26 protein-coding genes are annotated in these 24,232 nt (G+C 66.6%); 13 read left to right on the forward strand and 13 right to left on the reverse strand.

All coding sequences use genetic code 11. The features are described from left to right. Positions 1-56 precede the first annotated feature (56 nt). Genes GGC64_RS05885 through ptsP form a run of 4 tightly spaced genes read left to right on the forward strand, consistent with a single transcriptional unit; the run spans position 57 to position 4,901 of the window. On the forward strand, positions 57-818 hold the full coding sequence (locus tag GGC64_RS05885) for an MIP/aquaporin family protein (RefSeq protein WP_192721483.1): 762 nt from the start codon (positions 57-59) through the stop codon (positions 816-818). 11 nt (positions 819-829) lie between these two features. Next, positions 830-1,828, forward strand: a complete 999-nt coding sequence (gene dhaK, locus GGC64_RS05890) for a dihydroxyacetone kinase subunit DhaK (protein ID WP_192721484.1) — start codon at positions 830-832, stop codon at positions 1,826-1,828. Next, a complete protein-coding gene (dhaL, locus tag GGC64_RS05895; protein ID WP_192721485.1) occupies positions 1,829-2,461 on the forward strand; it encodes a dihydroxyacetone kinase subunit DhaL in 633 nt (210 codons plus the stop codon). A 4-nt stretch (positions 2,462-2,465) separates the two neighbouring features. Further along, on the forward strand, positions 2,466-4,901 hold the full coding sequence (ptsP, locus tag GGC64_RS05900; protein WP_192721486.1) for a phosphoenolpyruvate--protein phosphotransferase: 2,436 nt from the start codon (positions 2,466-2,468) through the stop codon (positions 4,899-4,901). Positions 4,902-4,950: 49 nt separating this feature from the next. On the opposite strand, the gene GGC64_RS05905 is transcribed toward ptsP, so the two are convergent. Next, positions 4,951-5,313, reverse strand: a complete 363-nt coding sequence (locus GGC64_RS05905) for a hypothetical protein (RefSeq protein WP_192721487.1) — start codon at positions 5,311-5,313, stop codon at positions 4,951-4,953. Positions 5,314-5,506: 193 nt separating this feature from the next. Here GGC64_RS05905 and GGC64_RS05910 point away from each other — a divergent pair, with 193 nt between their 5' ends. Continuing rightward, positions 5,507-5,791, forward strand: a complete 285-nt coding sequence (locus tag GGC64_RS05910; RefSeq protein ID WP_192721488.1) for a hypothetical protein — start codon at positions 5,507-5,509, stop codon at positions 5,789-5,791. Beyond that, positions 5,791-6,189 (forward strand): PASTA domain-containing protein, encoded by a 399-nt coding sequence (locus GGC64_RS05915; RefSeq protein WP_192721489.1) that lies wholly within the window; start codon positions 5,791-5,793, stop codon positions 6,187-6,189. The genes GGC64_RS05910 and GGC64_RS05915 overlap by 1 nt, the downstream gene beginning before the upstream one ends. On the opposite strand, the gene GGC64_RS05920 is transcribed toward GGC64_RS05915, so the two are convergent. The 4 genes from GGC64_RS05920 to GGC64_RS05935 form a co-directional block, all read right to left on the reverse strand. Then, positions 6,186-6,719 (reverse strand): TetR/AcrR family transcriptional regulator, encoded by a 534-nt coding sequence (locus tag GGC64_RS05920; protein WP_192721490.1) that lies wholly within the window; start codon positions 6,717-6,719, stop codon positions 6,186-6,188. The two genes, GGC64_RS05915 and GGC64_RS05920, sit on opposite strands and share 4 nt — an antisense overlap. Continuing rightward, positions 6,703-7,146, reverse strand: coding sequence for an SRPBCC family protein (locus GGC64_RS05925; RefSeq protein WP_192721491.1), 444 nt, complete (start codon positions 7,144-7,146; stop codon positions 6,703-6,705). Before GGC64_RS05925 ends, GGC64_RS05920 begins: the two co-directional genes overlap by 17 nt. Before the next feature lie 18 nt (positions 7,147-7,164). Further along, positions 7,165-7,851: a hypothetical protein gene (locus GGC64_RS05930; protein WP_192721492.1), complete on the reverse strand. Its 687-nt coding sequence runs from the start codon at positions 7,849-7,851 to the stop codon at positions 7,165-7,167. 84 nt (positions 7,852-7,935) lie between these two features. Next, positions 7,936-8,721: an IclR family transcriptional regulator gene (locus GGC64_RS05935; RefSeq protein ID WP_192721493.1), complete on the reverse strand. Its 786-nt coding sequence runs from the start codon at positions 8,719-8,721 to the stop codon at positions 7,936-7,938. A 117-nt stretch (positions 8,722-8,838) separates the two neighbouring features. On the opposite strand from GGC64_RS05935, the gene hutU reads away from it, so the two are divergent. From hutU to hutH, 5 genes are read left to right on the forward strand one after another with little or no spacing between them, the layout of a single operon-like run. Beyond that, positions 8,839-10,500 (forward strand): urocanate hydratase, encoded by a 1,662-nt coding sequence (hutU, locus tag GGC64_RS05940; RefSeq protein WP_192721494.1) that lies wholly within the window; start codon positions 8,839-8,841, stop codon positions 10,498-10,500. Further along, positions 10,497-11,723 (forward strand): allantoate amidohydrolase, encoded by a 1,227-nt coding sequence (locus GGC64_RS05945; RefSeq protein ID WP_192721495.1) that lies wholly within the window; start codon positions 10,497-10,499, stop codon positions 11,721-11,723. The genes hutU and GGC64_RS05945 overlap by 4 nt, the downstream gene beginning before the upstream one ends. Further along, entirely contained in the window at positions 11,720-13,066 is a 1,347-nt protein-coding gene (locus tag GGC64_RS05950; protein WP_192721496.1) for a formimidoylglutamate deiminase, read from the forward strand. The genes GGC64_RS05945 and GGC64_RS05950 overlap by 4 nt, the downstream gene beginning before the upstream one ends. Continuing rightward, positions 13,063-14,259 carry an imidazolonepropionase gene (gene hutI, locus GGC64_RS05955; RefSeq protein ID WP_192721497.1) on the forward strand — a complete coding sequence of 399 codons (1,197 nt, stop codon included), beginning with the start codon at positions 13,063-13,065 and terminating at the stop codon, positions 14,257-14,259. The genes GGC64_RS05950 and hutI overlap by 4 nt, the downstream gene beginning before the upstream one ends. Further along, positions 14,256-15,800 carry a histidine ammonia-lyase gene (gene hutH / locus GGC64_RS05960; protein WP_370581996.1) on the forward strand — a complete coding sequence of 515 codons (1,545 nt, stop codon included), beginning with the start codon at positions 14,256-14,258 and terminating at the stop codon, positions 15,798-15,800. The genes hutI and hutH overlap by 4 nt, the downstream gene beginning before the upstream one ends. 14 nt (positions 15,801-15,814) lie before the next feature. Here the strand turns inward: hutH and GGC64_RS05965 are convergent, their stop codons facing one another. After that, positions 15,815-16,078, reverse strand: coding sequence for a hypothetical protein (locus GGC64_RS05965; RefSeq protein WP_192721498.1), 264 nt, complete (start codon positions 16,076-16,078; stop codon positions 15,815-15,817). Positions 16,079-16,262: 184 nt separating this feature from the next. Next, on the reverse strand, positions 16,263-16,853 hold the full coding sequence (locus GGC64_RS05970) for a TetR/AcrR family transcriptional regulator (protein ID WP_192721499.1): 591 nt from the start codon (positions 16,851-16,853) through the stop codon (positions 16,263-16,265). 37 nt (positions 16,854-16,890) lie between these two features. On the opposite strand from GGC64_RS05970, the gene GGC64_RS05975 reads away from it, so the two are divergent. After that, positions 16,891-18,765 (forward strand): DUF1214 domain-containing protein, encoded by a 1,875-nt coding sequence (locus tag GGC64_RS05975; protein ID WP_225951179.1) that lies wholly within the window; start codon positions 16,891-16,893, stop codon positions 18,763-18,765. Here GGC64_RS05975 and GGC64_RS05980 read toward each other — a convergent pair. Next, on the reverse strand, positions 18,715-19,959 hold the full coding sequence (locus GGC64_RS05980; RefSeq protein ID WP_192721501.1) for a cytochrome P450: 1,245 nt from the start codon (positions 19,957-19,959) through the stop codon (positions 18,715-18,717). The two genes, GGC64_RS05975 and GGC64_RS05980, sit on opposite strands and share 51 nt — an antisense overlap. Positions 19,960-20,125: 166 nt before the next feature. On the opposite strand from GGC64_RS05980, the gene GGC64_RS05985 reads away from it, so the two are divergent. Further along, complete coding sequence (locus GGC64_RS05985; protein WP_192721502.1) at positions 20,126-20,692, forward strand: TetR/AcrR family transcriptional regulator; 567 nt, start codon at positions 20,126-20,128, stop codon at positions 20,690-20,692. On the opposite strand, the gene GGC64_RS05990 is transcribed toward GGC64_RS05985, so the two are convergent. The 5 genes from GGC64_RS05990 to GGC64_RS06010 all read right to left on the reverse strand — a co-directional run bounded on the left by GGC64_RS05990 (position 20,683) and on the right by GGC64_RS06010 (position 24,174). Further along, on the reverse strand, positions 20,683-20,907 hold the full coding sequence (locus GGC64_RS05990) for a hypothetical protein (RefSeq protein ID WP_192721503.1): 225 nt from the start codon (positions 20,905-20,907) through the stop codon (positions 20,683-20,685). The two genes, GGC64_RS05985 and GGC64_RS05990, sit on opposite strands and share 10 nt — an antisense overlap. Positions 20,908-21,001: 94 nt before the next feature. Beyond that, complete coding sequence (locus tag GGC64_RS05995) at positions 21,002-21,781, reverse strand: type 1 glutamine amidotransferase domain-containing protein (protein WP_192721504.1); 780 nt, start codon at positions 21,779-21,781, stop codon at positions 21,002-21,004. Further along, on the reverse strand, positions 21,778-22,917 hold the full coding sequence (gene nagA, locus GGC64_RS06000) for an N-acetylglucosamine-6-phosphate deacetylase (RefSeq protein ID WP_192721505.1): 1,140 nt from the start codon (positions 22,915-22,917) through the stop codon (positions 21,778-21,780). The genes GGC64_RS05995 and nagA overlap by 4 nt, the downstream gene beginning before the upstream one ends. Then, entirely contained in the window at positions 22,918-23,703 is a 786-nt protein-coding gene (gene nagB, locus GGC64_RS06005; RefSeq protein ID WP_192721506.1) for a glucosamine-6-phosphate deaminase, read from the reverse strand. Beyond that, entirely contained in the window at positions 23,704-24,174 is a 471-nt protein-coding gene (locus GGC64_RS06010; protein ID WP_192721507.1) for a glucose PTS transporter subunit IIA, read from the reverse strand. Positions 24,175-24,232: the final 58 nt, after the last annotated feature.

Raw genomic sequence — 24,232 nt, forward strand, 5'->3', positions numbered from 1 at the left:
ACATTATCGAATGCTATCCGAGATAGTCGACAACCACACGGTCTCAGGAGAACGTCATGGACGAACCTTCGCTCACCCAGAAACTCGCGGCCGAGGCATTCGGCACCGCCTTCCTGGTCTTCATCGGCGTGGGGTCCGTGCCCGCCACGATCATCGTCAACGGCGACGCGCCGTTCACCATGGCCGACCTCGGCATGATCTCGTTCGCGTTCGCCACCGTGGTGGTGGCGACGATCTACGCGTTGGGGCACATCTCCGGAAACCACATCAACCCCGCGGTCACGCTCGGCCTCGCCGCCACCGGCAAGTTCCCCTGGGCGCGCGTGCCGGCCTACATCGCCGCGCAGGTCGTCGGCGCGATCGTCGGCGCGGCCGCGATCATCGGGGTGCTCGGCACCGCCGCCCGCAACGCCGGCCTGGGCGTAGCCACCTATTCGAGCAACGTCAGTGCAGTACAGGCCTTTTTCGCCGAATTCGTAGGTACGTTCATTCTCGTGTTCACCGTCTTCGGCGTGATACACCGCAAGGCCTCCGCGGGATTCGCCGGTGTCGCCATCGGTTTGGTGGTGTTCGCGGCGATCATCCCGGTGGCCCCCACCACGGGCGCATCGATCAACCCAGCCCGCACCGTCGGCCCGATGCTCGTCCAGCAGATCGCGGGTGGCTCGGTTTCATGGAGTCAATTGCCGGTCTATCTCGCGGCCGAGTGTCTGGCCGGTGTCCTTGCCGGAATCGCCTACGTCGCGATTTCCAGGACGAGGGCCGACGAATCACCCGCGCCCGCTGCCGTACCCGCGACCAGCACCACCGCCGCCTGAGGAGTCCGGACATGAAGAAACTCATCAACGATCCCGCCGACGTCATCACCGAGGCCCTGCGCGGGATGGCCATCGCGCACCCCGAATTACGGATCGACCAGGCGAACCGGATCATCTACCGCGGCGACGCACCGGTCTCGGGCAAGGTGGGGCTGATCTCCGGTGGCGGCTCCGGCCACGAACCGCTGCATGGTGGCTTCGTCGGGAAGGGAATGCTCGACGCGGCTTGTGCCGGTGAGGTTTTCACCTCTCCCGTGCCCGACCAGATGCTCGAAGCCACGAAGAACGTCGACGGCGGCGCGGGCGTGCTTCACATCGTCAAGAACTACACCGGCGACGTGATGAACTTCGAGATGGCCGCGGAACTGGCCGACGCTGAGGGCGTCGCCGTCGAATCGGTGGTCGTCGACGACGACGTGGCCGTGCAGGACAGCACCTTCACCGCGGGCCGACGCGGTGTCGGGGCGACAGTGCTTGTCGAAAAGATCGCGGGCGCCGCCGCGGACCAGGGTCGGACGCTGGCCGAGGTCGCGGATGTCGCGCGCCGCGTCAACGCCGCCTCGCGCAGCATGGGCGTCGCGCTGACATCGTGCACGGTACCGGCGGTCGGCCATCCGACCTTCGACCTGTCCGACACCGAAATAGAGGTTGGCATCGGCATTCACGGCGAACCGGGCCGGCAACGCATGCCCATGCAGTCCGCCCGGGCGGTGGCCGAGCTCATGCTCGACCCGGTGCTGACCGACCTCGACTTCTCGGGCGATGACGGCGTGGTGCTGTTCGTCAACAGCATGGGCGCCACCCCGTTGATCGAGCTCTACGTCATGTATTCGGAGTTCGCCGCAATCCTCGACAAGGCCGGCGTCAGGATCGCCCGTTCGCTGGTGGGTCCATACATCACCAGCCTCGACATGGCTGGCTGTTCGGTCACGCTGCTGCGCGCGGACGACGAGCTGTTGCGGCTGTGGGATCACCCCGTCAACACGCCTGCGCTGCGGAGGGGATGCTGAATGGATCTCGCCCAGCTCACCGCATGGATCCGTGAATACGCGCGCGTGGTCAGTGAAAACGCCCAATTCCTCACCGATCTCGACGCGGCCATCGGCGACGCCGACCACGGCATCAACATGGATCGCGGCATGACGGCGGTACTCGCCGCGCTGGACGAAGCGACGCCTGCCGACACGTCCGCGCTGTGCAAGCAGGTCGGCATGACACTGGTGAAGTCGGTCGGTGGCGCCAGCGGTCCGCTGTACGGCACGTTCTTCCTTCGGATGGCAGGTGCCCTCGGCGCGGACGACGGCGCCGACGCGGCGGGCTTCGCGAAAGCGCTGCGCGCCGGCGTCGAAGGCGTGGTGCAGCGTGGTCGTGCCGAAGCAGGCGACAAGACGATGTTCGATGCGCTCGCACCGGCGCTAGACGCGCTCGATGCCGCGCTGGCATCCGGCAGCAGTCTGGCCGTCGCACTCGTCGACGCCACCGCAGCAGCCGAAAAAGGCCGCGACGCAACCGAATCCATGGTTGCCCGCAAGGGTCGAGCCAGTTATCTGGGGCAACGCAGCGTCGGCCACGTGGATCCGGGCGCGACATCGGCGGCCATGCTGATCGCCGCCGCCGCGTCGGCGTACGCCACCGGTGGGTGACGCCATGACAGTCGGACTCGTCGTCGTCTCGCATAGCAGGGCCTTGGCCCGTGCCGCGGTGGCGCTGGCCCAAGAGATGTTGCACGGCAAGCAGATTCGCATCGCGATCGCTGCCGGCCTTGACGAGACCACATTCGGCACCGATGCCGCGCAGATCGTCGACGCCATCACTGCAGCTGATCAAGGCAGCGGTGTCGTGGTGCTGATGGATCTCGGCAGCGCAGTCCTCTCCGCTGAGCTCGCGCTCGAGTTGCTCGAGGACGCTGTGAGCGAGCGGGTTGTCTTGTGCCCTGCTCCCCTCGTCGAGGGGTTGGTGGTCGCCGCGGTCGCCGCGGCCAGTGGCGCGTCTAGCGAGGAAGTCGCCGCCGAAGCCGCCGGCGCCCTGGCCGGAAAGATCGGCCACTTTGGCACGGCCACTGTCACGGAGGCGTCGGTGGTGGCCAGTGACCAGCCTGACGAATTGACGGCGCGCTTCGTTGTCACCAATCCACACGGCTTGCACGCCCGGCCCGCCGCGCGACTGGTTCAGGAAGTGCGGCCACGCGACGCCCACGCGAGGATCCGAAACAATCGCACCCAGTCGGAATGGGTTGACGCAGGCAGCCTTTCGAAGATCGCCACGCTCGGCGTACGGTCCGGCGACGAGGTGGAAGTCCGGGTGTCTGGTACTCAGGCCGTCGAGACCCTCGACCACATCCTGGCACTGGCTGCCCGCAACTTCGACGAGTCGACGGTCGACGCGTCACCCGCACCGGAGCCCACTGCCAGGCAAGCGCCCATCGGCGCCGCTCCTGGGCTGGGCATCGGGCCGGCATGGACCGCCCGATCCGGCGTCATCACGATCCCGGACACGCCCGCCGAAGAACCGGCCGTGGAATGGCGTCGGCTCGGCAAGGCAATCGCGGCGGTGCGACGCAACATCGGCCAGTTGCGGACCCGTACCGCGCGTGACGTCGGTGAGGCCGAGGCGGCGATTTTCGATGCGCATCAACTTCTGCTCGACGACGCGGCGCTGCTCGACGACGTGCGGGGCCGGATCGACACCGGCGACTCCGCCGTGGTGGCGTGGTCAGCCGGGGTCAAAGATCTGACCGCCGCGTTTGCGGCGGTGCCGGACCCTTACCTGCAGGCGCGCGCCGACGATGTGCGTGCGGTGGGCGATCAGGTTCTTCGCGCGATGCTGGGCACTGGCGAAAGATCAACAGGCCCAACGGGTGTGCTGGTGGCCGCCGACCTCACGCCTGCAGAGGCCGCCGAACTCGAACCGTCCCGAGTAGCCGCGGTGGTGCTGGCGTTCGGCAGCCCGCACGCCCACAACGTGATCCTGCTGCGCGCGAAGGGAATTCCCGTCGTCGTCGGCGCAGGCGCGGAAGTGCTGTCCATCGCCGATAGCACGGTCGTCGCGGTGGACGGCAGTCGTGGCGAGATCGTGATCGACCCGGCGCCGAGCGTCCGCGAGGAGTTTCAGTCCAGAGTCGCCGCGCTTGCCCGGCGGCAGCGCGAGGCGCACGCTCGCGCTGCGGAGCCGGCACGCACACGCGACGGCGTGACGATCACGGTCGGCGCGAACGTCGGCTCGGTCGACGACGCCCGCGCGGCCGCCGCCCACGGGGCGGATTACGCGGGATTGGTCCGCACCGAGTTTCTGTTCCTCGGCAGACAGGACGCGCCGGACGTCGAGGAACAGGTCGCCGTCTACCGCAAGATCGCCGAATCATTGCAGGGGCGGCGAATCACCTTGCGAACTCTCGATGTCGGCGGCGACAAACCATTGGAGTTCCTGCAGACGCCTGCCGAGATCAACCCTTATCTAGGCGTTCGCGGCATTCGGCTGTCGTTGACACACCCGGCGTTGTTGACCGACCAGTTGTTGGCGATGGTGCGGGTCGCCCACGACACGCCCATCAGCATCATGTTCCCGATGGTCGCCACCCTCGACGAATTATTCGCGGCGCGTGAGCTTTTGGAGGACGCAGTCACCCGCGCAGGGGGACGTCCCGCCGGATTGCAGGTTGGCATGATGGTCGAGGTGCCCGCCGCGGCGCTGAAGGCCGAGGCCTTCGCCCGCCACGTCGACTTCTTGTCGATCGGCACCAACGATCTGACGCAGTACGCACTTGCTGCCGATCGCAACAACGAAGCGGTCGCCTCGATCGGCGACACGTTTGATCCCGGCCTGCTGCAACTGATTCGGGCAACGTGTCGCGGCGCGGCGGGCCAAGCCTCGGTGTCCGTGTGCGGCGAGTTCGCAGCCGATGAAAGGGCAGCGGCGCTGCTGGTGGGCATGGGCGTCGATGCGCTGTCCGTCACTCCCCCCGCCATCCCGGCGACGAAGGAGGCCGTGCGCGCTGTGAACACCGTTGAGGCGCAACGAATCGCAGCAGAGGCGATCGCAAGCGACAGCGCGGCAGCCGTACGTGCGCTTCTTGGCGGCAACTGAACACAGAACGGCCGCCCCGCGAAGGCGAGGCGGCCGCTCTGTAAGCCGGTTACAGCGTCTGGAAGCTACCGTTCCACCAGACACCCCACGCGTTGAGCTCCGTGTTCCAGCTGACTGGCAGCCACGGCGCCCAGGACGGTGGTGGCGGAGCCGGCGGGGCCCATACAGGTACGACCGCGTCCTGCGACCCCGGTCCAGCGTGGCCAGGAGGCGGCATGTAGCCCTGTCCAGGCGGGAGCGGGTTGCCCGGCGCACCGGCATTGACGCCGGGCCCGTCCGCTGCCGGAGTCGGCCACGGTGGCGGTGTCGGGAACGGCGGATCGGCCTGTGCCAACCCTGCTCCGAACCCTGCCGCGGCGATGCTCATCGCACCGATCAGGGTTGCCTTGGCCGCGGTTGTTTTGAGCTTCATACTTCTCCTTCGATCGGCGCGCCAGCGACGTGCGCGGGCACGCTGGTCAGGACTGACCCCCCCAAGCGCATAGGGCTACCCACCGGTCCCCGCGGGCTAAACCCCTCGACGGAAATGTGTGACTGACGCGTAAATCAGTGAGCTCACAGAAGCGATTCAGTGATCCCTACGAATACGGCGCGACTATCCCCTTATGAACACGAAACGAACGCCGACCAGTCGTCGCGGTGTGAAGTTGATAGGAGCGGCGTGCGCCGCAACAGCAGTAGTCGGAGCGGGCATCTTCACCGTGGCCCTCGATAACAGTGGTGGAACCCACACCAGCACGCTGGCCGGATCCGGTGACGCACCGACCAATACGGTCTACGTCCAGCCGTCGGTTTCGGCGATGACCATGGGGGCGACAGCCACGTTCACCACACCCACCACAGTGGAGCCGACGACCGAAGCGGTCCCGCCGGTCAAGGCAGGCTCCTGATGGGCACACGTGCTGTCCTCAGTGTCGGCGGGGCAGCGACAGCCCTTGCCATGCTTGCCATTTCGGGCAGCGCCGTGGCCTCGGCCGCCACTGACGTGACGGGACAGAAGTACTCCGACGCTCAGAGTGCACTCAGCAGCGCCGGGTTCAAACCTGTGGTGGTATCGACCGTCGGCGACCAAAAGGCATGGCCAGACTGCATTGTCACGCGCACGCAGAAGCGCACGGTGCAGCCACCCGCCGACAGCAGCGGCTCGGCAACCAGTGAAATGCTTGTCTCGCTGAACTGCGACGCGGGCGTCGCCTCGGCCACCTCACCCGGGAATTCGGCTGCCAGTCCAGAAGGTAAGGCCGCTGCCGCCGCGGCTGCTCAGCAGTCGAGCGGGGGTTCGAGCTAGCCAGACCCGCGTCGAATCAGGTCGACGAAGGCCTGCGCTGCGGCGTCGACACCCGCGTGATCATCGGTGCCGACGAGGTCGAGCAGCAGGCCGCGCATGACGGCTAAACCCAGGCGTACCAATGCCGGATCTGCTGCGCCGGCTTCAGCGAGCCACGCCTCGACCGCACCCGGCAGCATCTGGTCGAACGGCCGCTCACCCTGTGCGCCGCGCGCATAGCACTCGAAGAACAGTCGCTCGAATGGGCGCAATTCGTCTCGGCGAAGGTCGGCCCACATGGCCGCCATTGCCGCGGCCGGCTCGCTCGGCAACTCAGGCAACAGGGCTCGCTGGCGACGCTCGACCTCGTCGACGATCGCGAGCAACAGCTCATCGCGTGAGCCGAAGTGGTGCAACAGCATTCGGTGACTCGTGCCCACCGCGGCCGCGACGTCGCGCAACGACCGGTCACCGATGCCGCGCTCCGCGCACTCCTTGACCACCGCGTCGAGCAGCTCCTGGCGCCGTTCGAGGTCAGGCGGTCGGGCCATCGACGCGCCGGTGCTCGCTTGCGGCCTTGAGGCCTGCCGCCTCCAAATCCAGGTAGCGCCTTGTCATTCCACGCATGAGCAACCCCACCAGGGCACCGAGCGGTCCGCGCTGATCGAGCTGCTGTCGGACTTGGGTCCGAATGTCGGACTCGGCAGTGACGTCGTGGCGGGCCACGGTGCGGCCGCCTGGTGAGCGCTGCACCCAGGTCCACGACGAGCCCGGCACGAGTTCGGTGACCTCCCAGACGAGCTTCGGCATGCGTGGTTGCTTGATCTCGAACCGCTTGCCGACCGCGAGCCCGGGCCCGTCAAGCGCGACGATCCGGGTGACCGACGCCGTCCATTCGGGCCAGCGCTCGACGTCGCTGAACACTTCCCAGACGACATCGGCCGGCGCATCGATCGCAACGCCGCAATCGGTAATCATGTACCAAATGGTACATGATTACCCAAGCCCTCGATAGTGGTCCAGCCAGTCGTTCAGTAGATTGACCACGTCGAACAAGGACCGGTCCCAATGGCCCGTGATCACGCCGTCCGCCCTGGTTCCGTCCCTGCTGACCAGGCCGCCGAACAGCCGGGGCGCTCCGGCGTGATGCCCCGGGGTGCACTCGAAGCCAACGTAGAACCTCGGACGTCGGCCCTGGCTGGCCTTGAAGGCGTCGAACCACGTCTTCGGGGGGTCCACCACTGCGGCGCTGGTCTGACCCCGCTCCGCAACGAGCATGAACTGGTTGACCTGGTGCCAGCCATAACGACGGGGGACGAATATCCGATCGTTGACCTCGAAACCCGTCGGTGTCAGCCGCAGCATCCATGTCCGCCGCAGACGCCTCCACCAGAGCAAGTACGCGCGGGTGGTGAACCAAACCAACAGCGACGACACCGCCAGCCACGCAAGCGCGGAACCGGCGACGGGAAGCCATCTCGTCTCGTTATGTATCAGGATCAAGTTCCCCCAGCCCCGACCCGCGAGCACCATGAGCTGGTTCACGGCAAGGAACAACAACCACAAACAGCCTGCGGTGAAAATGCACAACACAGGAGCGAACGCGACGACGCCCCGGCGGCTGACCCCGAATTGCCAGTTCAGCGGCGGGTAATACACGACGAGTTCTTGGTCCGGCTCCACATTGGCAATCATCGCGGCCGCGCAGACGCAAAGCTTCCTATTTTTGGCTGAACTCGAGCAGTTCGGCGTTGCCCAGCTCGTGCTTTAGAACCAGCCGTCCGGCGCGCGGCCGGATAGTGCCTGGGTCAGCTGTCGGGCCGCGCCGCGGACCGCGTCGACCAACACCGGCAATGCGGTGTTCGGGCGGTCTTCACGACGGGTCGCGCTGAACGCCGCAACCGGACGGCCGGCGTGGTCGAATGCGCACGCCGCCACCGATTGCAGCCCCTCGGTGATCATGCCGGCCTCCTCGGCCCAGCCCTGCGCGCGTTCGGTCTGCAGGATCTGCCGAAGCTCTGCAAGGGAATTGGGCCCGCGTTCCGTGCGATGGATGAACGACGCCGACGACGGGAACAGCGCCCGCACCTGAGCCGCCGACAGATGCGCGAGGATCGAGCGACCGTTCGCGGTCAGATGCGCGGGCAGTCGTACGCCCACATCGGTCACCAGGGTGACCGGCACGCCCGCTGTCTGCGGTTGCTCCTTGAGCAGATAGACACTCTCTGCGCCGTAAAGGATTCCGAGATGTGCCGTCTCTCCGACGGCGGCGACCAAACGCTTGAGAATGGGCCGCGCGATGTGCTCCAGGGGCTGATGCCGCAGATACGCCGAACCCACCTCGAATGCCGAGACCCCAAGCGCGTACGCGCGCTGGTCGGGCAGATGCACGACGAACCCACGCTCGATCAGCACCTCGAGCAAGTGATACGCCGACGACCGCGGCATCCCGATATCCCGGATCAACGCCGAACCCTGCACGGGCCCCGGCCGCGACGCAAGGTGGAGCAGCACATCGAGGGCCCGCCCGACTGCTGGTGACGTGCTGGACACGGCGCACCTCCTTGAATCTCGGATACGAGACACTATCGCCGGGTTCTCCCTACCGCAATGGGCGCAGGTGCGGTGTTCTGGAAGCACACCGAGTTTGACCAGCGAAAAGGAACCACCATGACCTCCACCGCGCGCCTCGTGCGGGCCCCCCGCGGCACCGAGTTGTCCTGTAAAGGTTGGCAACAGGAGGCCGCGCTGCGAATGCTGATGAACAACCTCGACCCGGAGGTGGCCGAGCACCCCGAGGATCTCGTCGTCTACGGCGGCACCGGCAAGGCCGCGCGCAGCTGGGAGGCCTTCGACGCGATCGTGCGGACGCTGCGCAACCTCGAGAACGACGAGACCATGCTGGTGCAGTCGGGCAAACCGGTCGGCGTGTTCCGCACCAACGAGTGGGCGCCCCGCGTGCTGATCGCCAACTCGAATCTCGTTGGCGACTGGGCAAATTGGGAGCAGTTCCGCAAGCTCGAGGCCGAGGGACTGATGATGTACGGACAGATGACCGCGGGCTCGTGGATCTACATCGGCACCCAAGGCATCTTGCAGGGGACATACGAGACCTTCGGCGCGATCGCGAAGAAGAAGTTCGGCGGCACACTGGCAGGCACGATCACGCTGACCGCGGGCCTTGGTGGCATGGGCGGCGCGCAACCGCTGGCCGTCACGATGAACGACGGTGTGGCGATCTGCGTTGACTGCGACGACTCCCGGATCGACCGACGAATCGAACACCGCTACCTCGACGCCAAGGCCGCCGACATCGACGACGCGCTGCGGCTGGCGGTCGAGGCCCGCGACGCCAAGCGGCCGCTGTCGATCGGATTGTTGGGCAACGCCGCCGAGGTGCTGCCCGAACTGCTGCGCCGCGACGCCCCGATCGACATCGTCACCGACCAGACCTCCGCGCACGACCCACTGAGCTACCTGCCCATCGGCATCGACTTCGACGACATGAAGAAGATGGCCGATAAGGATCCCGTCTACTTCACCGAGCAGGCCCAGCAGTCGATGGCCAAGCACGTCGCGGCCATGGTCGGCTTCAAAGATCGCGGCGCCGAGGTGTTCGACTACGGCAACTCCATCCGCGACGAGGCCCGAAAAGCCGGATACGACCGGGCTTTCGACTTCCCGGGCTTCGTGCCCGCCTACATTCGGCCGCAGTTCGAAGAGGGCCTCGGGCCGTTCCGCTGGGCCGCACTTTCGGGTGATCCGAAGGACATTGAGGCCACCGACCGGGCGATCCTCGAGCTGTTCCCCGACAACAAGCACCTCACCCGGTGGATCGAGATGGCCGGCGAGAAGGTCGCGTTCCAGGGGCTGCCCGCACGCATCTGCTGGCTCGGCTACGGCGAACGCCATCTTGCCGGGTTGAAGTTCAATGAGATGGTGGCATCCGGTGAACTGTCCGCCCCGATCGTGATCGGCCGCGACCACCTCGACTCCGGCTCGGTCGCATCCCCGTACCGCGAGACCGAGGCGATGCTCGACGGCTCCGACGCGATCGCCGACTGGCCGCTGCTCAACGCCTTGGTCAACACCGCCTCCGGCGCGACATGGGTGTCGATCCACCACGGCGGCGGCGTCGGGATGGGCCGCTCCATCCACGCGGGTCAGGTGACGGTGGCTGACGGCAGCGACCTGGCCGCGCAGAAACTCGCGCGGGTGCTGACCAACGACCCCGGCATGGGCGTGATCCGCCACGTCGACGCCGGCTACGAACATGCGGCCGAAGTCGCCGCCGAACGCGGTGTGCGAATTCCCATGCAGGAGAACGTGTGACGGCCTTTGACAGGCTCTGGCCGCAGATCCTCGACGTCGGCAGGCACCCCGCGACCGGGGGCTACCGCCGCTTCGCATGGTCGGATGCCGATCTGGCCTTGCGCGAATGGTTCGCCGGCTGCGCCGCCCAGCGCGGCATGGATGTTGAAGAGGACCGCAACGGCAACCTGTGGGCGTGGTGGATGCCGCCGGGCTGGTCCGGTGACCCGAGGGATGCCTTCGTCACCGGCTCACACCTGGATTCGGTGCCCGACGGCGGCGCCTTCGACGGGCCGCTCGGTGTGGCGTCCGCGTTCGCGGCCATCGACATCGTCCGCGAACGCGGTGTCGTACCAAAGGTTCCCGTCGCGGTCGCCGCATTCTCCGACGAAGAGGGCGCCCGCTTCGGCGTCGCATGCATCGGCTCGCAACTGTCCACCGGCGCGTTGAGCGCCGAGCGCGCGCGTGGGCTGCGCGATGTGCACGGCATGACATTGGATGAGGCGATGACGAAGGCGGGCAGGCGGCCCGACCACCTCGGCACCGATCCCCGGCTGACCAAACGCGTCGGTGTCTTCGTCGAACTTCACGTGGAACAGGGCCGTGCGCTGGATCTCGTCGACCGCCCGATCGCCGTCGCATCGGCCATCTGGCCGCACGGCCGCTGGCAGTTCACGTTCTGCGGCGAGGCCAACCATGCGGGCACCACCCGGTTGGCCGACCGGCGCGACCCGATGCTTGCATTCGCCTCGTCGGTCCACTCCGCACGGTCGGCCGCGGCCGCCCACGACGCGGTGGCGACATTCGGCAAGGTGATCGTTGCACCCAACGGGGCCAACGCGATTCCGTCGTCGGTCCATGCGTGGCTGGATGCCAGGGCAGCGGACGAGGCGACGCTGCGGTCGCTGGTCGACAAGATCACGGCCGAGGCCCGGCAGCACGCCGCTGCCGACGGCATCGAACTCGGCGTCGATGCCGAATCGGTCACCCCGATCGTCGAGTTTCCCGAGGGCCCGCGGGCGCGGCTACAGCAGGCGCTGGCCCACCTCGGCGACATCCCGGTGTTGCCAACGCAGGCGGGCCACGATGCAGGCATCCTTTCCGCGGTCGTGCCGACGGCAATGTTGTTCGTACGCAATCCAACCGGGGTTTCGCACTCCCCCGACGAATTCGCCGAGGCGTCTGACTGCAACACCGGAGCGGTGGCGCTGGCCGACGTCATGGCCGACTGGGTGGCATCGTGACCGAGGCGTGGTGGTGTGAGCATGCCTGGCTCGGCGATGACGACGTGGCGCATGGCGTCCAGGTCACCGTTGCCGACGGCCGCATCACGGCGATCGACACCGACACCACCGCGCGACCCGACGCGCACCGGCTGCGCGGGCTTGTCATTCCCGGCCTGGCCAACGCGCATTCGCATGCGTTTCATCGAGCGTTGCGCAGCCGCACCCAACGGGATCGCGGATCGTTTTGGACCTGGCGTGATCTGATGTACCGCGCGGCCGAGCGGCTCAACCCCGATCGGTACCGCCGCCTGACGCGCGCGGTGTACGCCGAGATGGCGCTCGCAGGAATCACCTCCGTCGGCGAGTTTCACTACGTGCACCACGACAACGGCGGCACCCGATATGCCGAACCCAACGCGATGGGACACGCCGTCATCGCCGGCGCGGCCGACGCCGGCATCCGCCTGACCCTGCTCGACACCTGCTATCTGAGTTCCGCGCCGGACGGCACACCGCTGGCCGGCCCCCAGCAGCGATTCGGCGACGGGACCGGCGACCAGTGGGCCGGCCGCGTCGAGGCGCTGCGACAGCAGGTAGACGATCAGCACGTTCTGGTCGGTGCTGCGCTGCATTCCGTACGGGGCGTCCCCGTCGAGCACATGGGCGCCGTCGTGGAATGGGCTGCGGTGCACGGTGTTCCATTGCACGTCCATTCCTCGGAGCAGATCCGTGAGGTCGAGCAGTGCCTCGCGGTACACGGTCGCACGCCGACCGCGGTGCTTCGCGATGCCGGCGCCTTGGGACCGCGGACGACTGCCGTGCACGCCACCCACCTCACTGCCGAGGACATCGCCGACATGGACGCGACGTCGACCGGCGCATGCTTCTGTCCCACCACCGAACGTGACCTCGGGGACGGCATCGGTCCGGCGCCCGGGCTGCTGGCCGGGCACGGACTGTTCTGCCTGGGCTCCGACAGCCACGCCGTGATCGATCTGTTCGAAGAGGCGCGCGCCGTCGAACTGAACGAACGCCTCGCCTCCCACACCCGCGGTGCCATCACCGCCGACCGACTGCTGCGCGCCGCCACCTACGACGGCCACCGCAGTCTGGGCTGGGCCGACGCCGGCGAGCTGAAGGTCGGCTCCCGTGCGGATCTCGTTGCCGTACAGCTGGATTCGGTCCGGACAGCGGGCGGTGGTGCGACCGCCGAAACCGCGGTGTTCGCCGCGGCCGCACCCGACGTGACCGATGTGGTGGTCGACGGCCGCGCCGTGGTCGTCGACCGCAAACACGTCGCCGTACCCAATGTCGAGGCCGAACTCTGTACGGCCATCGCCGACCTGATGGATGCCCGATGACCGTCCTGTACACCGACATCGGCGAGCTGGTCACCAACGATCCCGCGAACGCCGACGGCGATCCGCTCGGCATCATCTCCGACGCTGCCCTGATCGTCGATGGCCGGCAGATTGCCTGGGTGGGCCCGCGCTCGGCGGCCCCCGACGCCGACGAGCGGGTCAGCTGCGGCGAGGCCAGCGTGATCCCCGGATTCGTCGACAGCCATGCCCATCTGGTGTTCGCGGGCGAACGGTCGGCGGAGTTCGCGGCGCGGATGAGCGGTGAACCGTATGGCGCGGGCGGAATCGCGTCGACGGTCGCCGCCACCCGCAAGGCCGACGATGCCACCCTGCTCGCCGGTGTCGAGCGGCTGGCAGAAGAGCTGCTGGCTGCGGGCGTCACCACGTTCGAGTGCAAGAGCGGCTACGGGCTGACCGTCAAAGACGAGGCCCGCTGTCTGCGGATCGCCAAAGCCGTCACCGACGAGACGACATTCCTTGGCGCGCACGTCGTTCCGTCGGAGTTTCGCGACGACCGCGCGGCGTACATCGACATGGTCACCGGCCCGATGCTGCGGGCCTGCGCGCCACACGCCCGGTGGGTTGATGTGTTCTGCGACCGCGGCGCCTTCGACGTCGACGAGGCCCGACACATCCTCACCGAAGGCATGAAGGCCGGGCTCGTCGCGCGACTACACGCGGGCCAACTCGGGCCAAGCGCAGGCATCCAGCTCGCAGTGGAACTGGGTGCGGCGTCGGTGGATCACTGCACCTACGCCACCGACGACGATATCGAAGCGCTCGCGGCAGCGGCCGACACGACCGTCGCCACTCTGCTGCCGGGCGCCGAATTCTCAACCCGCGCACAGTATCCGGACGGTCGAAGATTGATCGACGCGGGGGCGACCGTCGCATTGGCGACCGACTGCAACCCCGGCAGCTCGTACACCACCAGCATGCCGTTCTGCATCGCGGTCGCGGTGCGGGACATGAACTTCACTCCGGCCCAAGCGTTGTGGGCGGCGACCGCAGGCGGCGCGGCAGCGTTGCGCCGGGACGACGTCGGCGTCCTCGCCGTTGGGCGGCGGGCTGACTTCGTGGCTTTGGCCGCCCCGTCCTTCATCCATTTGGCGTACCGCCCGGGTGTGCCACTCGTCCGCGACGTTGTGCGAGCGGGCAAGCACCTCACCGAAAGAGTGGAGTCACGATCGTGAGTACCGAAACCGTCGTCGTGGGCGTCGGCCCCGTCAGTTTCAACGAGGTGGTCGCCGTCGCACGCGGCGGCGCCGCGGTGAGCCTCTCCGATGAGTCGCTGGACGTGATCGCCAAGAGCCGCGCCCGCATCGAGGAACTCGCGCACAACCCGAAGCCCGTCTACGGGGTGTCAACGGGATTCGGCGCACTTGCCACTCGACACATCCCGCTGGAGCTGCGAACACAGTTGCAGCGCAGCCTGATTCGCTCACACGCCGCCGGTTCAGGCCCCGAGGTCGAGCCAGAGGTCGTCAGGGCCATGATGCTGCTGCGATTGTCGACCCTGGCCACCGGCCGAACCGGGGTGCGGCCCGAGGTGGCGCAGACGTACGCCGCGCTGCTCTCTGCGAACCTGACGCCCGTCGTCTACGAGTACGGCAGCCTCGGCTGCTCCGGCGACCTCGCCCCGCTCGCCCATGTCGCGCTGGCGGCCATCGGTGAAGGCCACGTGCGGACGGCCGACGGCGAACTGCTGCCCGCCGCCGACGCGCTGGCCCGCCACGGGATCGAACCGGTTGTGCTTGCCGAGAAGGAGGGGCTGGCACTGATCAACGGCACCGACGGCATGCTCGGCATGCTGGTGCTTGCGCTGCGAGACCTGGACGGGTTGCTGAAGCTGGCCGACGTCGCGGCGTCGATGAGCGTCGAGGGCCAACTCGGCACCACCCGGGTGTTCGCCGAGGACCTGCACGCCCTGCGGCCCCATCCGGGCCAGGCCGCCGCTGCCGCCAACATGCGCCGCGTGCTCGCCGACTCACCGATCGTGGCGAGCCACAGCGGCCCGGACTGCTCACTGGTGCAGGACGCGTACTCGCTGCGCTGTGCACCCCAGGTCGCCGGCGCAGTGCGCGACACCGTCGAGCATGCTCGCACCGTCGCGGGCCGCGAATTGGCCAGCGCCGTGGACAACCCAGTCGTCACGCCGGACGGCCGGGTGGAATCGAACGGCAACTTCCACGGCGCCCCCATCGCGTATGTGCTGGACTTCCTCGCCATCGCGGTTGCCGACCTGGCCAGTATCAGCGAGCGTCGCACCGACCGGTTCCTCGACGTCGCCCGCAGCCACGGCCTCAACCCGTTTCTGGCCGACGACCCCGGGGTGGACAGCGGCCACATGATCGCGCAGTACACCCAGGCCGCGATCGTCTCCGAGCTCAAGCGGCTCGCCAACCCGGCCAGTGTCGACTCGATCCCGTCGTCGGCGATGCAGGAAGACCACGTGTCGATGGGATGGTCGGCGGCGCGCAAGCTGCGCAGGGCCATCGACGGGCTGGCCCGCGTCCTGGCGATCGAGGTCTACACCGCGGCGCGCGGCATCGAGATGCGCGCCCCGTTGGCGGCATCGCCTGCGACCGCGGCGGTCATCGCCTCGGTCCGAGAATCCGTTCCAGGACCAGGCACCGATCGGTACCTGGCGCCGGAGATCGACGCGGTCGTCGGTCTGGCGGCGTCGGGCGCGTTGGTCACTGCCGCCGAAGCGGTCGTCGGCCCGCTGGCCTGAGAACTAGCGACGACTCAGAAAACGCTCCACCCCAACTGTTCGGCCCGAAGCTCCTTGATGGTGTGAAGGAGCTTCTTGTCGCGCATCGAGCGGGCCAGTTCAGCGGGTGTGGGCAGACGCAGTTCATGTCCTTGGAAGACCGACAGACCGCTGCAGTTGGCGCAAACCGAGATGTCGCCGTCGTGCGGTGTGTTGTCGGGATCCCGCGGATCGACGTATGTATTCACGATGTGCTGGCAGAACGGACAGCGCCGTGCCTCGACGACGTGGACATTCATCTTGATTACGTTAGGCCCGATGCGTACGCCTGCAAATGCATTCAGCGAATCTCTTACGGTTTTCTTGCAAGTGAAATGAATGCTTTCGATTGTCAGAATCGGTTGCGGCAAAGCCGATTTCGCGCGCGTAAACGGTTTCAACTGCGTTGCGAGCGATGAACTGGCCAGGCAGCGAAATGCCGAGCTATGTGGCGGTCGGCTCCGCGGGTTCGAGAATCCGCGCCACGGCGTTGCCCACCGAGCGCGCAAACGTGCGATCGTCGAGGTCGTCGAGCCCGGTCGACGCGCGGAGGAAGTCGCCGAACAGGCACCAGCCAAGCTGCAGGGCGATGGTGTGCGCCGCGGCCAGCTGAGCGTCGAGTTCGGACACATGCCGGGCGCGGACGCTGTCGAGCAACACCTCCATCGTCGGAAAGCGGCTCTGCAATTCCCCAATCGAATATCCGTCGAGCGAAGTACGGGCGATCACGCGCAGTTGACGGTCGACGGCCTCGCCCACCGCACTGCCATCGGCGTTCGCGGCGAGCAGACCCGCCAAGTGCTGGCCGAGATGATCGAGCACCGCCGCTACGAGTCCGTCCTTGCTGCCGAAGTGCCGGTGGATCAGTCCGTGGTTGACATTCGAGCGAGCCGCGATGTCCCGGATAGACGTCGCTCCAGGCCCGCGCTCTGCGAACAGATCGGCGGCTGATTCGAGGACCGCGGCAACGACCTCGGCCCTTCCCAGGGGCGCAGCGGCGCGATCCGATCCGACCCTTGCCCGGGCTGTAGTCACGTGACTACAGTACCGGGAAGGCGTTTGCGGTAGGCGGATGCCCTGCGGAAGGACTCGCCCCGTGCCAACGACGCCATACAGATACGGTCGATTCATCGGCAGGGTCGGCGGACTCGCAGTTGCATTGGGCATCGGGGCGGCAATCGCCAACAGTCCGGCTATCGCAGCAGCCGACGACGGCGCGAACTCGTCGGACTCCTCGAGTTCGAGCGCGACTTCTCATGACGCCGGGACAGAGAAGGCCACAAGCAAGGCCGAGACGAGCGAGGCGCCGGCCACACCGGCGTCGACCGACGACCAACCCTCTGCAACGCGCAAAAAGAAGAAGAAGGCAGCTGCGCCGAAGGCCGCCGACAGCACGGCCTCGACGGCGCAGACGACGGTCAGCGACCCTGCGCCGAAGCCGGATGCTCCCGCCCAGACCCTGGCCATGGTGTCGACGTTGAGTGCGGCCAGTCGCGAGGTCGTGCACACCTCGGGCGCGTCATCGATCACAGCGACACCGGCGGTCACCACTCAGACACTCGCTGTCAGCCCGTTAGGGACCCCCGAACAACTCTCCGCAGAACAGCGCGCCGCCCAGACCGTCAACACGCTTCCCGTTCAGTTGATGAAGCTGGTGCTCCAATTCGGTTGGCGCTCAACCGCGAAGCAACAGTTCAATCTCGTCGGCGGACCGGATCAGGAAAACCTCGACGCGCTGAACGAAGCCGTCAACGAATACGCCATGGGTGCGGCGTTTCAGCAGCAGTTGCTCAACCCGATGACCCCGACAGCCGTGATGCAAGTGGCTCCCCCACACACCTGGTACGGACAGGACGTCAACGGATCGCGCATCCTGTACGACAACCCGGACACCATCTACCGCTTCATGGCTGTCAACAAGACCTCGACGTACGTGATCACGGGCCGCTTCACCGGCGACGACCCGGCCGAGACGACGTTCAGCGTGCTGACCGGTTTGTCGGGCAACACGGCGTCGGTGCTCAACGGCAAGGATCTTGTGCGCAACCCCGACGGCTCCTTCACCATCACCGTGAGCGGCTCACCGACCGGGCCGGGCCCCAACCACATCCAGATCACCGACGACACCACACTGATAGCAGCACGAAATACATTGTCGGACTGGAATAATCAGGATCCGATGAGCTTGTCGATCGAGCGCGTCAGCGGGCCGCCCAACAGCCTGTTCGCCCAACTGGGCGGATTCGCCATTCCATTCATCGGTCCGACGGTGACGAAGAACCCGTTGTTGACGACGTTGGTATCGCTGATTCCGCCGCTGCCCGACACGCCGCCGTTGCTGCGGGGCACGGTCACCGCGGTCATCATGGCGCTCGGTCTGCAGATGGAAGCCAAGTACATCAAGGTGGCGACGGTCGACCCGACCACCGGCGAACGCAGGCAACCCAACGTGTTCACCAACCCGACGCGCAACGCCGAATTCCTTGCGACACAGATGCAGAGCGCCGGCTACTTCAAGCTCACCGATGATCAGGCGCTGGTCCTCACCATCAATCCCGGCGACGCCGGCTACTTCGTCGTGCCGGTGACCAACGACTGGACCATCACGGACAACTACTGGGATCAGCAGACCAGCCTGAATATCTCCCAAGCCAAGAAGAACGCCGACGGAACCTACACAATCGTGGTTTCACCGCAGGATCCAGAGATCTGGAACTGGGTGTCCACCGGCGGACTGAACCAGGGCACGATCTCGATCCGGTTCCAAGACATCGACCCGCAGGCCACGAATCTGCCCACCGTCAGTTCGCAGGTGGTCTCCCTCGATCAATTGGCCAGTGTGCTGCCCGCGGGAACCGTCCCTGCCACTGCGCAGGATCGGCTGGACCAGATAGCGCTACGAAAGTCCGGTTTCAACAACCGATTCGCGCCCTACCCGCAGCCATAGCTGTTCACGGCGCCGGACGAGGATACTCGGCAGCCACGGCCCGACCTCCAACGTGTCAACCCACGACGTTCGGTCGAGGACCGCCCGCAGCACGACCTGAGCTTCCAGCCGCGCGAGCGCCGCGCCGACACAGAAATGCAGGCCCTTGCCGAAAGTGATGTGCCCCTTACCGCCTGGCCTGTCGAGCCGGAACTCATTGGGTTCGTCGAACTGGGCGGGGTCGCGGTTCGCCGCGCCCCACAGCAGCAACAGCCGCGATCCGGCAGGCAGGTCCACGCCGCCAAGGGTGGTATCGGCGACGACGTGGCGATAGTGGCCGCGGAAGGGCGGTTCATACCGTAACGCCTCTTCGATGAACGGGCCGAGTAGGTCAGGGTTTTCGCGCAGTTGCTCCTGAATGTGGGGTCGTGTCGCCAAGATCTCCATTGCGCTACCGAGCAGCGAGGCGGTCGATTCTCCGCCTGCGCTGAACAAGATGACCATCATCAGCTGCGCGGTGATCTCCTCGACCTCGTTGGCGCGACGGCTGGCCGCAAGGGCACCGAGGAAATTGTCCTCCGGATCGCTTGCCGCGCGCAGAAACTGGCGATGGATGTAGTTACCCATTTCCATGCCCGCGGTGCCCGCTGCGATGAGCCGCTGCTCGTCGACCAGTCCGTCGAGCAATTGCGTGCTCGCATAGGCCCACTCGATCAATTGGTCGACATCCTCGGCGGGAACGCCGATCAGATGGGCGACGACCATCATCGGAAGCCTGTTGGCCACCGCTCCCATCCACTCAATCCGTCCATCGCGCAATCCGTCCGCCCATCGCTCCTCGAACGTGGCGCTGATGAACGCCTCCAACTCCCGTATCCGCTTCGCGGCCAGTTGCGGCACGAGCATCTTTCGGTGCGCAGCATGGGCCGGATCATCGGCAGTGGCGAGGATCTGTGTTGGTCCGCCGAGCCGGTCCAACTCGAACGGAACGACGGTGCCGTCGGCAGTGAACATCATTGCGGCGGTCAGGTTCGACGAAAAGTCGTCGGGACGGTTGACGGCGTCGTTGATCGCGGCCCAGTCGCACACCACGTAGAAGCCGGAGTCGCCGATCCGATGAACCGGCCCTTCGGCACGCATGCGGTCGTATAGCGGATAGGGGTCCTGAATCGCGTCGGTGTCGAAGAACGCGAGCGCATCGTGAAGCACCGTCATTTGTACAGGTTGACCAGCGTGATTGGGTCGGTCAACGACCTGGACAAGAGTCGATAACGCCACCGACGGGACCAGACTCGTCGGCGTCTCACCAAGGGCAGCGGACCTGCACAGACCGCTGAGAATTTCTATAAGTCTGTCTCAGGGATGAGATAAGTTCAAACACATGTCGCGCGACGATTGGCTGTTCAACGACGGCCGCCGCGCCGCCGCGATCGAGCGGATCTATGCCGCGGCGACCGAGATGATCTATCGCGACGGCATCGGCGCATTCAACGTCGACGCATTGGCCGCGCAGACCCATTGTTCGCGTGCCACCGTGTACCGCTACGTCGGCGGCAAGAAAGACATCCGCGAAGCAGTGCTCGCGCGAGCAGGTGCCCGCATCGTCGAGACCGTGCGGGCCAGCGTCAAAGGCCGCACCGGGCCGGACAGGGTGCTGACCGCAATCGAGGTGGCGGTCAAGGAGATCCGCGCCGATCCTGCGGGGCAGCTGTTCCTGGACTCGGCCCGCAGCGGTGGCTGGAACTGGCTGACCGCATCAGACGCCGTCGCCGACTTCGCCTCAGAGCTCACCGGGATCACCCATGACGACCCGCAGGCCGCGCAGTGGATCGTGCGCATGGTGTTGTCGCTGATGTTGTTGCCGGGCAGCGATTCCCGTGCCGAACACCAGATGCTGCAGCGCTTCGTCGCACCGGCTTTCACGGAAGGCGTTGGGCATCAGCCGTAAAGGTGATTAGGACACTCGACGTCGACGTACACGGTCGTGAAAGTTCCGGCAGGCGGCGCCGAGTCGTCGGGGTTATTGATGTTCTCTACCGTGCACACTGACAGCGGGACGGTGTCGTAGCCCGTCAGCCAGTTGATCACGACGTTGTAGCCCTCGGCCTTCAGGCCGTCGATCACCGACTGTGCTGACTCGCCGCTGTCCGTCGGTTCAGCCATCGCGGGGGAAGCAAACATCAGTGCACCGGTGATCGTAATCAGCACAACAGCCAAGTACCGCACGGCAATACTTTCAGTGGGAAGCCGCACCGAACTACCCCTCCCCCCGGTATGCAGACCACACCATGTCGACATATTCCGCGGCCAGCCGATGGCAATCACCGGGCCAGCGGGCCGACAGGTAGTTGCCGTCCTTCACGGTGAAGCCGCGGCTGAGGTGATTTGGGCTGTCGCGCAGCGTGACTCGCGGCCCGGGTTGAAAGTCGGTTGGTGAGGCGAGGGCCGCAGTGACCTCGGCCTGAACTGTCGTCGGGTAGGTGCGGTAGTAGTCCCCCAGCCACAGTCGGGTCATCGCCCAGCCGCCCAGCTCGAGCGCCGCGGTCAGCGCTGTGGTTCGCCGGCCATGGAGCACCGATCGCCCAGTCGCCGGGTCGATCGAGCGTGCCAGCAGCAGCACCCCGTGGCAGACCGCGCCGACGGAGATACTCCGCGACATCGCAGCCACCGTAACCGCTTGTGCCGCTGAGGATTCGAGCAGCGTTCGGACGCCCTTGGCATGGCCGCCGGGAACGAAAACGCCGTTGGCACTGTCCACGTCCACGTCTTGGTAGGCGCATGGCTCGGCGAAGCACGGGTCGTCGACCATGCGCCGATATGCCCTCAAATCTTCGGGGCGCGTCATGAGCACCGGCGACAGCACCGAGAATCCCTTGTCCACCAACCGCGCGTCAGCATAGGCGGGCCGACCATCCGGCGTGGCGAACCGCACCCCAATGCCGGAATCGGTCAGTGCGTCCCAAATGACAGCGGATTCGGTTGGGTCGTAATCGACTGCGGGCAGCAGCATCACAACGGCCGGTCGCGACTCGTTCATCCCAACGCCTCCCACGATCCGCGATGCAGTACGGCGGTCACCACCAGATCGGAGTCCAACACCACCAAGTCGGCGCCTGCGCCGGGAACAAGACCCGAGCATGCCAGCCCAAGCGCGCGGGCCGGGTTGATCGAGGCCTGCCGCACGGCCAGCGTCAGAGCCTCGTCGCGAGGCAGCCCGCAATGCATGACCGCGAACCGGAATACCCGATCCATGGTCGCCGTGCTGCCGGCAATGGTGTCTGTGCCCGCCACCCTGGCCACCCCGCCTACGACATCGACCTGGACCGGGCCGAGGTGATAGGCCCCGTCGGCCATTCCTGTCGCGGCCATCGCGTCGGTAATGAGCGACACCCGGTCGGGCCCAACACTGCGCGCGACATGCCGGTACAGCGCGGGGTCGACGTGCACGCCGTCGGTGATCACTTCGACTGTCACGCGGGCGTCTTCGAGTAGCGCGATCACCGGGCCGGGCTCACGAGTGTTGATCGGACGCATCGCGTTGAACAAGTGTGTGCCCACCGTCGCACCCGCCCCGATCGCCGTGCGCGTCTGCTCGTAGGTGGCCTCGGTGTGGCCGACGGCGGCCACCACTCCGCGATCGACGATGCGCTCGATCGCCGCCGGGGCGCCGTCGCGTTCCGGCGCCAAGGTGATCATGCGAATCGCGCCCGCTCCCGCGTCGAGGAGGCGGTCCAGCTCGCCGAGGTCAGGGTCGCGCATCAGGGATGCCTGGTGGGCTCCGCACCGTTTGGTGGACAGCCACGGCCCTTCCAGGTGGATTCCGGCGAGCACGCCGGCATGCACGTCCTCGGCCAATCCCTTTACCTGTCGCAGTAATTCGTCGGTGCTCGCCGTCACGAGGGATGCGACGAGCGTCGTGGTGCCGTGCCTGCGATGCAGCGCCGCCGCGGTGTCCGTTTCTGCCGCAGAAGCCGTCGAGAAGTTGGCCCCGCCCCCTCCGTGGACGTGCGTGTCGACGAACCCCGGCACCACGGTGACAGCGCCGAGGTCGCGATCTACGGCACCGGGCGGCGGGCCGCCACCGACAGCGCCGACGACACCGTCGGCAACGTCAATCCACCCGGGCCGCAACAGCTCTCGGCCCGTCAGCAAGGTGTCGGCGGTCAACAGCACTCAGATGCCCTGCCAATCCGGCTTGGCTCGGTAGGTCTCCCGGTAATAGCCGGCGAGCTGAAGCCTCTGTGCCGCAGCATCATCCAACAGAACAGTCACATGCGGGTGATGCTGCAGAATGGTCGCGGGCCACATCGCGCTCACCGCACCCTCGACGAGGTGATGGACGGCTTCGGCTTTACCTCCGCCCGTGGCAACCAGAATCACATGCCTGGCCGCCATGATGGTGGCCAACCCTTGGGTCAGGCAGTGCGTCGGCACGGCGTCGACGTCACCGCCGAAGAACCGGGCGTTGTCGATCCGCGTCTGCCTGGTCAGCGTCTTGATGCGGGTGCGCGACGCGAGGGAGGACCCCGGCTCGTTGAACCCGATGTGTCCGTCGGTGCCGATACCCAGAATCTGCACGTCGATGCCACCCGCGTCCCGGATCGCCGCCTCGTACGCCGCACAGGCGGCCGGGATGTCACGCGCCAGACCATCGGGACCGTCCACCGCCCCTGGCGCGAAGTCGACGCGCGAAACGAAGACCTTGTCGATGACGTTGCGGTAGCGCTCGGGGTGGTCCGCGGGCAGCCCGACGTACTCGTCGAGCGTGAATCCCCGTGCCTCCCGGAACGAAATCAGTCCGGCTTCGCAGCGCGCCGCCAACTCGTCGTAGATCGCAACCGGCGATGACCCCGTCGCGAGACCGAGGACGCCGGCCGGCTTGCGCGCCATCAACGCGCCGATCGCGTCGGCCGCGACAACACCGATCTCCTTGGCGTCTGCGAGAATTACGACTTCCATCTACTTGCTCGCAGTGAAAAGACTTGCGCCGGAAGTTATCTCCGCTCCCTCGAAAACCGCATCGGCTGGCACGATGTTCGAGGACTCGCGCTCGTCCATCACCACGACGGGAACAATCGGATTCAGCCCCTTGGCCTCGACCGAAGGTACGTCGTAGGTGATCACGAGTTGGCCGGCGCTGACCTCGTCGCCCTGGCTGACGTGCGTCGTAAAGCCCTCGCCGTTCAGTCGGACGGTGTCGATACCCAGGTGCACCAGCACTCCGACATTGTCCGGTGTCATGACGATGTAGGCGTGGGGCAGCAACTTCAAGATCTTCCCGCTGACGGGCGCGACCGCCTCGATCACGCCTCGCGGCGGGTCCACCGCCGCTCCGTAGCCCACCATGCCCTGCGAGAACACCGGGTCGGGCACGTCCTGCAGCGGAACCGCGCGGCCGCCAACCGGGGCCAAGACTGACGTCATACTCACGCACCAACAATACGAGCGTGTGAGCAAGACGGTCTCAAGTTCACCCGTTCTCGTCTAG

This window comes from Mycobacterium sp. OAS707 (genome assembly GCF_014873705.1).
Classification (GTDB): domain Bacteria; phylum Actinomycetota; class Actinomycetes; order Mycobacteriales; family Mycobacteriaceae; genus Mycobacterium.

Excerpts from the sequence above, each read along its gene's own strand:
- GGC64_RS05885 (WP_192721483.1), top strand. The coding sequence starts at position 57 with ATGGACGAACCTTCGCTCACCCAGAAACTCGCGGCCGAGGCATTCGGC.
- dhaK (WP_192721484.1), top strand. The coding sequence starts at position 830 with ATGAAGAAACTCATCAACGATCCCGCCGACGTCATCACCGAGGCCCTG.
- dhaL (WP_192721485.1), top strand. The coding sequence starts at position 1,829 with ATGGATCTCGCCCAGCTCACCGCATGGATCCGTGAATACGCGCGCGTG.
- ptsP (WP_192721486.1), top strand. The coding sequence starts at position 2,466 with ATGACAGTCGGACTCGTCGTCGTCTCGCATAGCAGGGCCTTGGCCCGT.
- GGC64_RS05905 (WP_192721487.1), bottom strand. The coding sequence starts at position 5,313 with ATGAAGCTCAAAACAACCGCGGCCAAGGCAACCCTGATCGGTGCGATG.
- GGC64_RS05910 (WP_192721488.1), top strand. The coding sequence starts at position 5,507 with ATGAACACGAAACGAACGCCGACCAGTCGTCGCGGTGTGAAGTTGATA.
- GGC64_RS05915 (WP_192721489.1), top strand. The coding sequence starts at position 5,791 with ATGGGCACACGTGCTGTCCTCAGTGTCGGCGGGGCAGCGACAGCCCTT.
- GGC64_RS05920 (WP_192721490.1), bottom strand. The coding sequence starts at position 6,719 with ATGGCCCGACCGCCTGACCTCGAACGGCGCCAGGAGCTGCTCGACGCG.
- GGC64_RS05925 (WP_192721491.1), bottom strand. The coding sequence starts at position 7,146 with ATGATTACCGATTGCGGCGTTGCGATCGATGCGCCGGCCGATGTCGTC.
- hutU (WP_192721494.1), top strand. The coding sequence starts at position 8,839 with ATGACCTCCACCGCGCGCCTCGTGCGGGCCCCCCGCGGCACCGAGTTG.
- hutI (WP_192721497.1), top strand. The coding sequence starts at position 13,063 with ATGACCGTCCTGTACACCGACATCGGCGAGCTGGTCACCAACGATCCC.
- GGC64_RS05965 (WP_192721498.1), bottom strand. The coding sequence starts at position 16,078 with ATGAATGTCCACGTCGTCGAGGCACGGCGCTGTCCGTTCTGCCAGCAC.
- GGC64_RS05975 (WP_225951179.1), top strand. The coding sequence starts at position 16,891 with ATGCCCTGCGGAAGGACTCGCCCCGTGCCAACGACGCCATACAGATAC.
- GGC64_RS05980 (WP_192721501.1), bottom strand. The coding sequence starts at position 19,959 with ATGACGGTGCTTCACGATGCGCTCGCGTTCTTCGACACCGACGCGATT.
- GGC64_RS05985 (WP_192721502.1), top strand. The coding sequence starts at position 20,126 with ATGTCGCGCGACGATTGGCTGTTCAACGACGGCCGCCGCGCCGCCGCG.
- GGC64_RS05990 (WP_192721503.1), bottom strand. The coding sequence starts at position 20,907 with ATGGCTGAACCGACGGACAGCGGCGAGTCAGCACAGTCGGTGATCGAC.
- GGC64_RS05995 (WP_192721504.1), bottom strand. The coding sequence starts at position 21,781 with ATGAACGAGTCGCGACCGGCCGTTGTGATGCTGCTGCCCGCAGTCGAT.
- nagB (WP_192721506.1), bottom strand. The coding sequence starts at position 23,703 with ATGGAAGTCGTAATTCTCGCAGACGCCAAGGAGATCGGTGTTGTCGCG.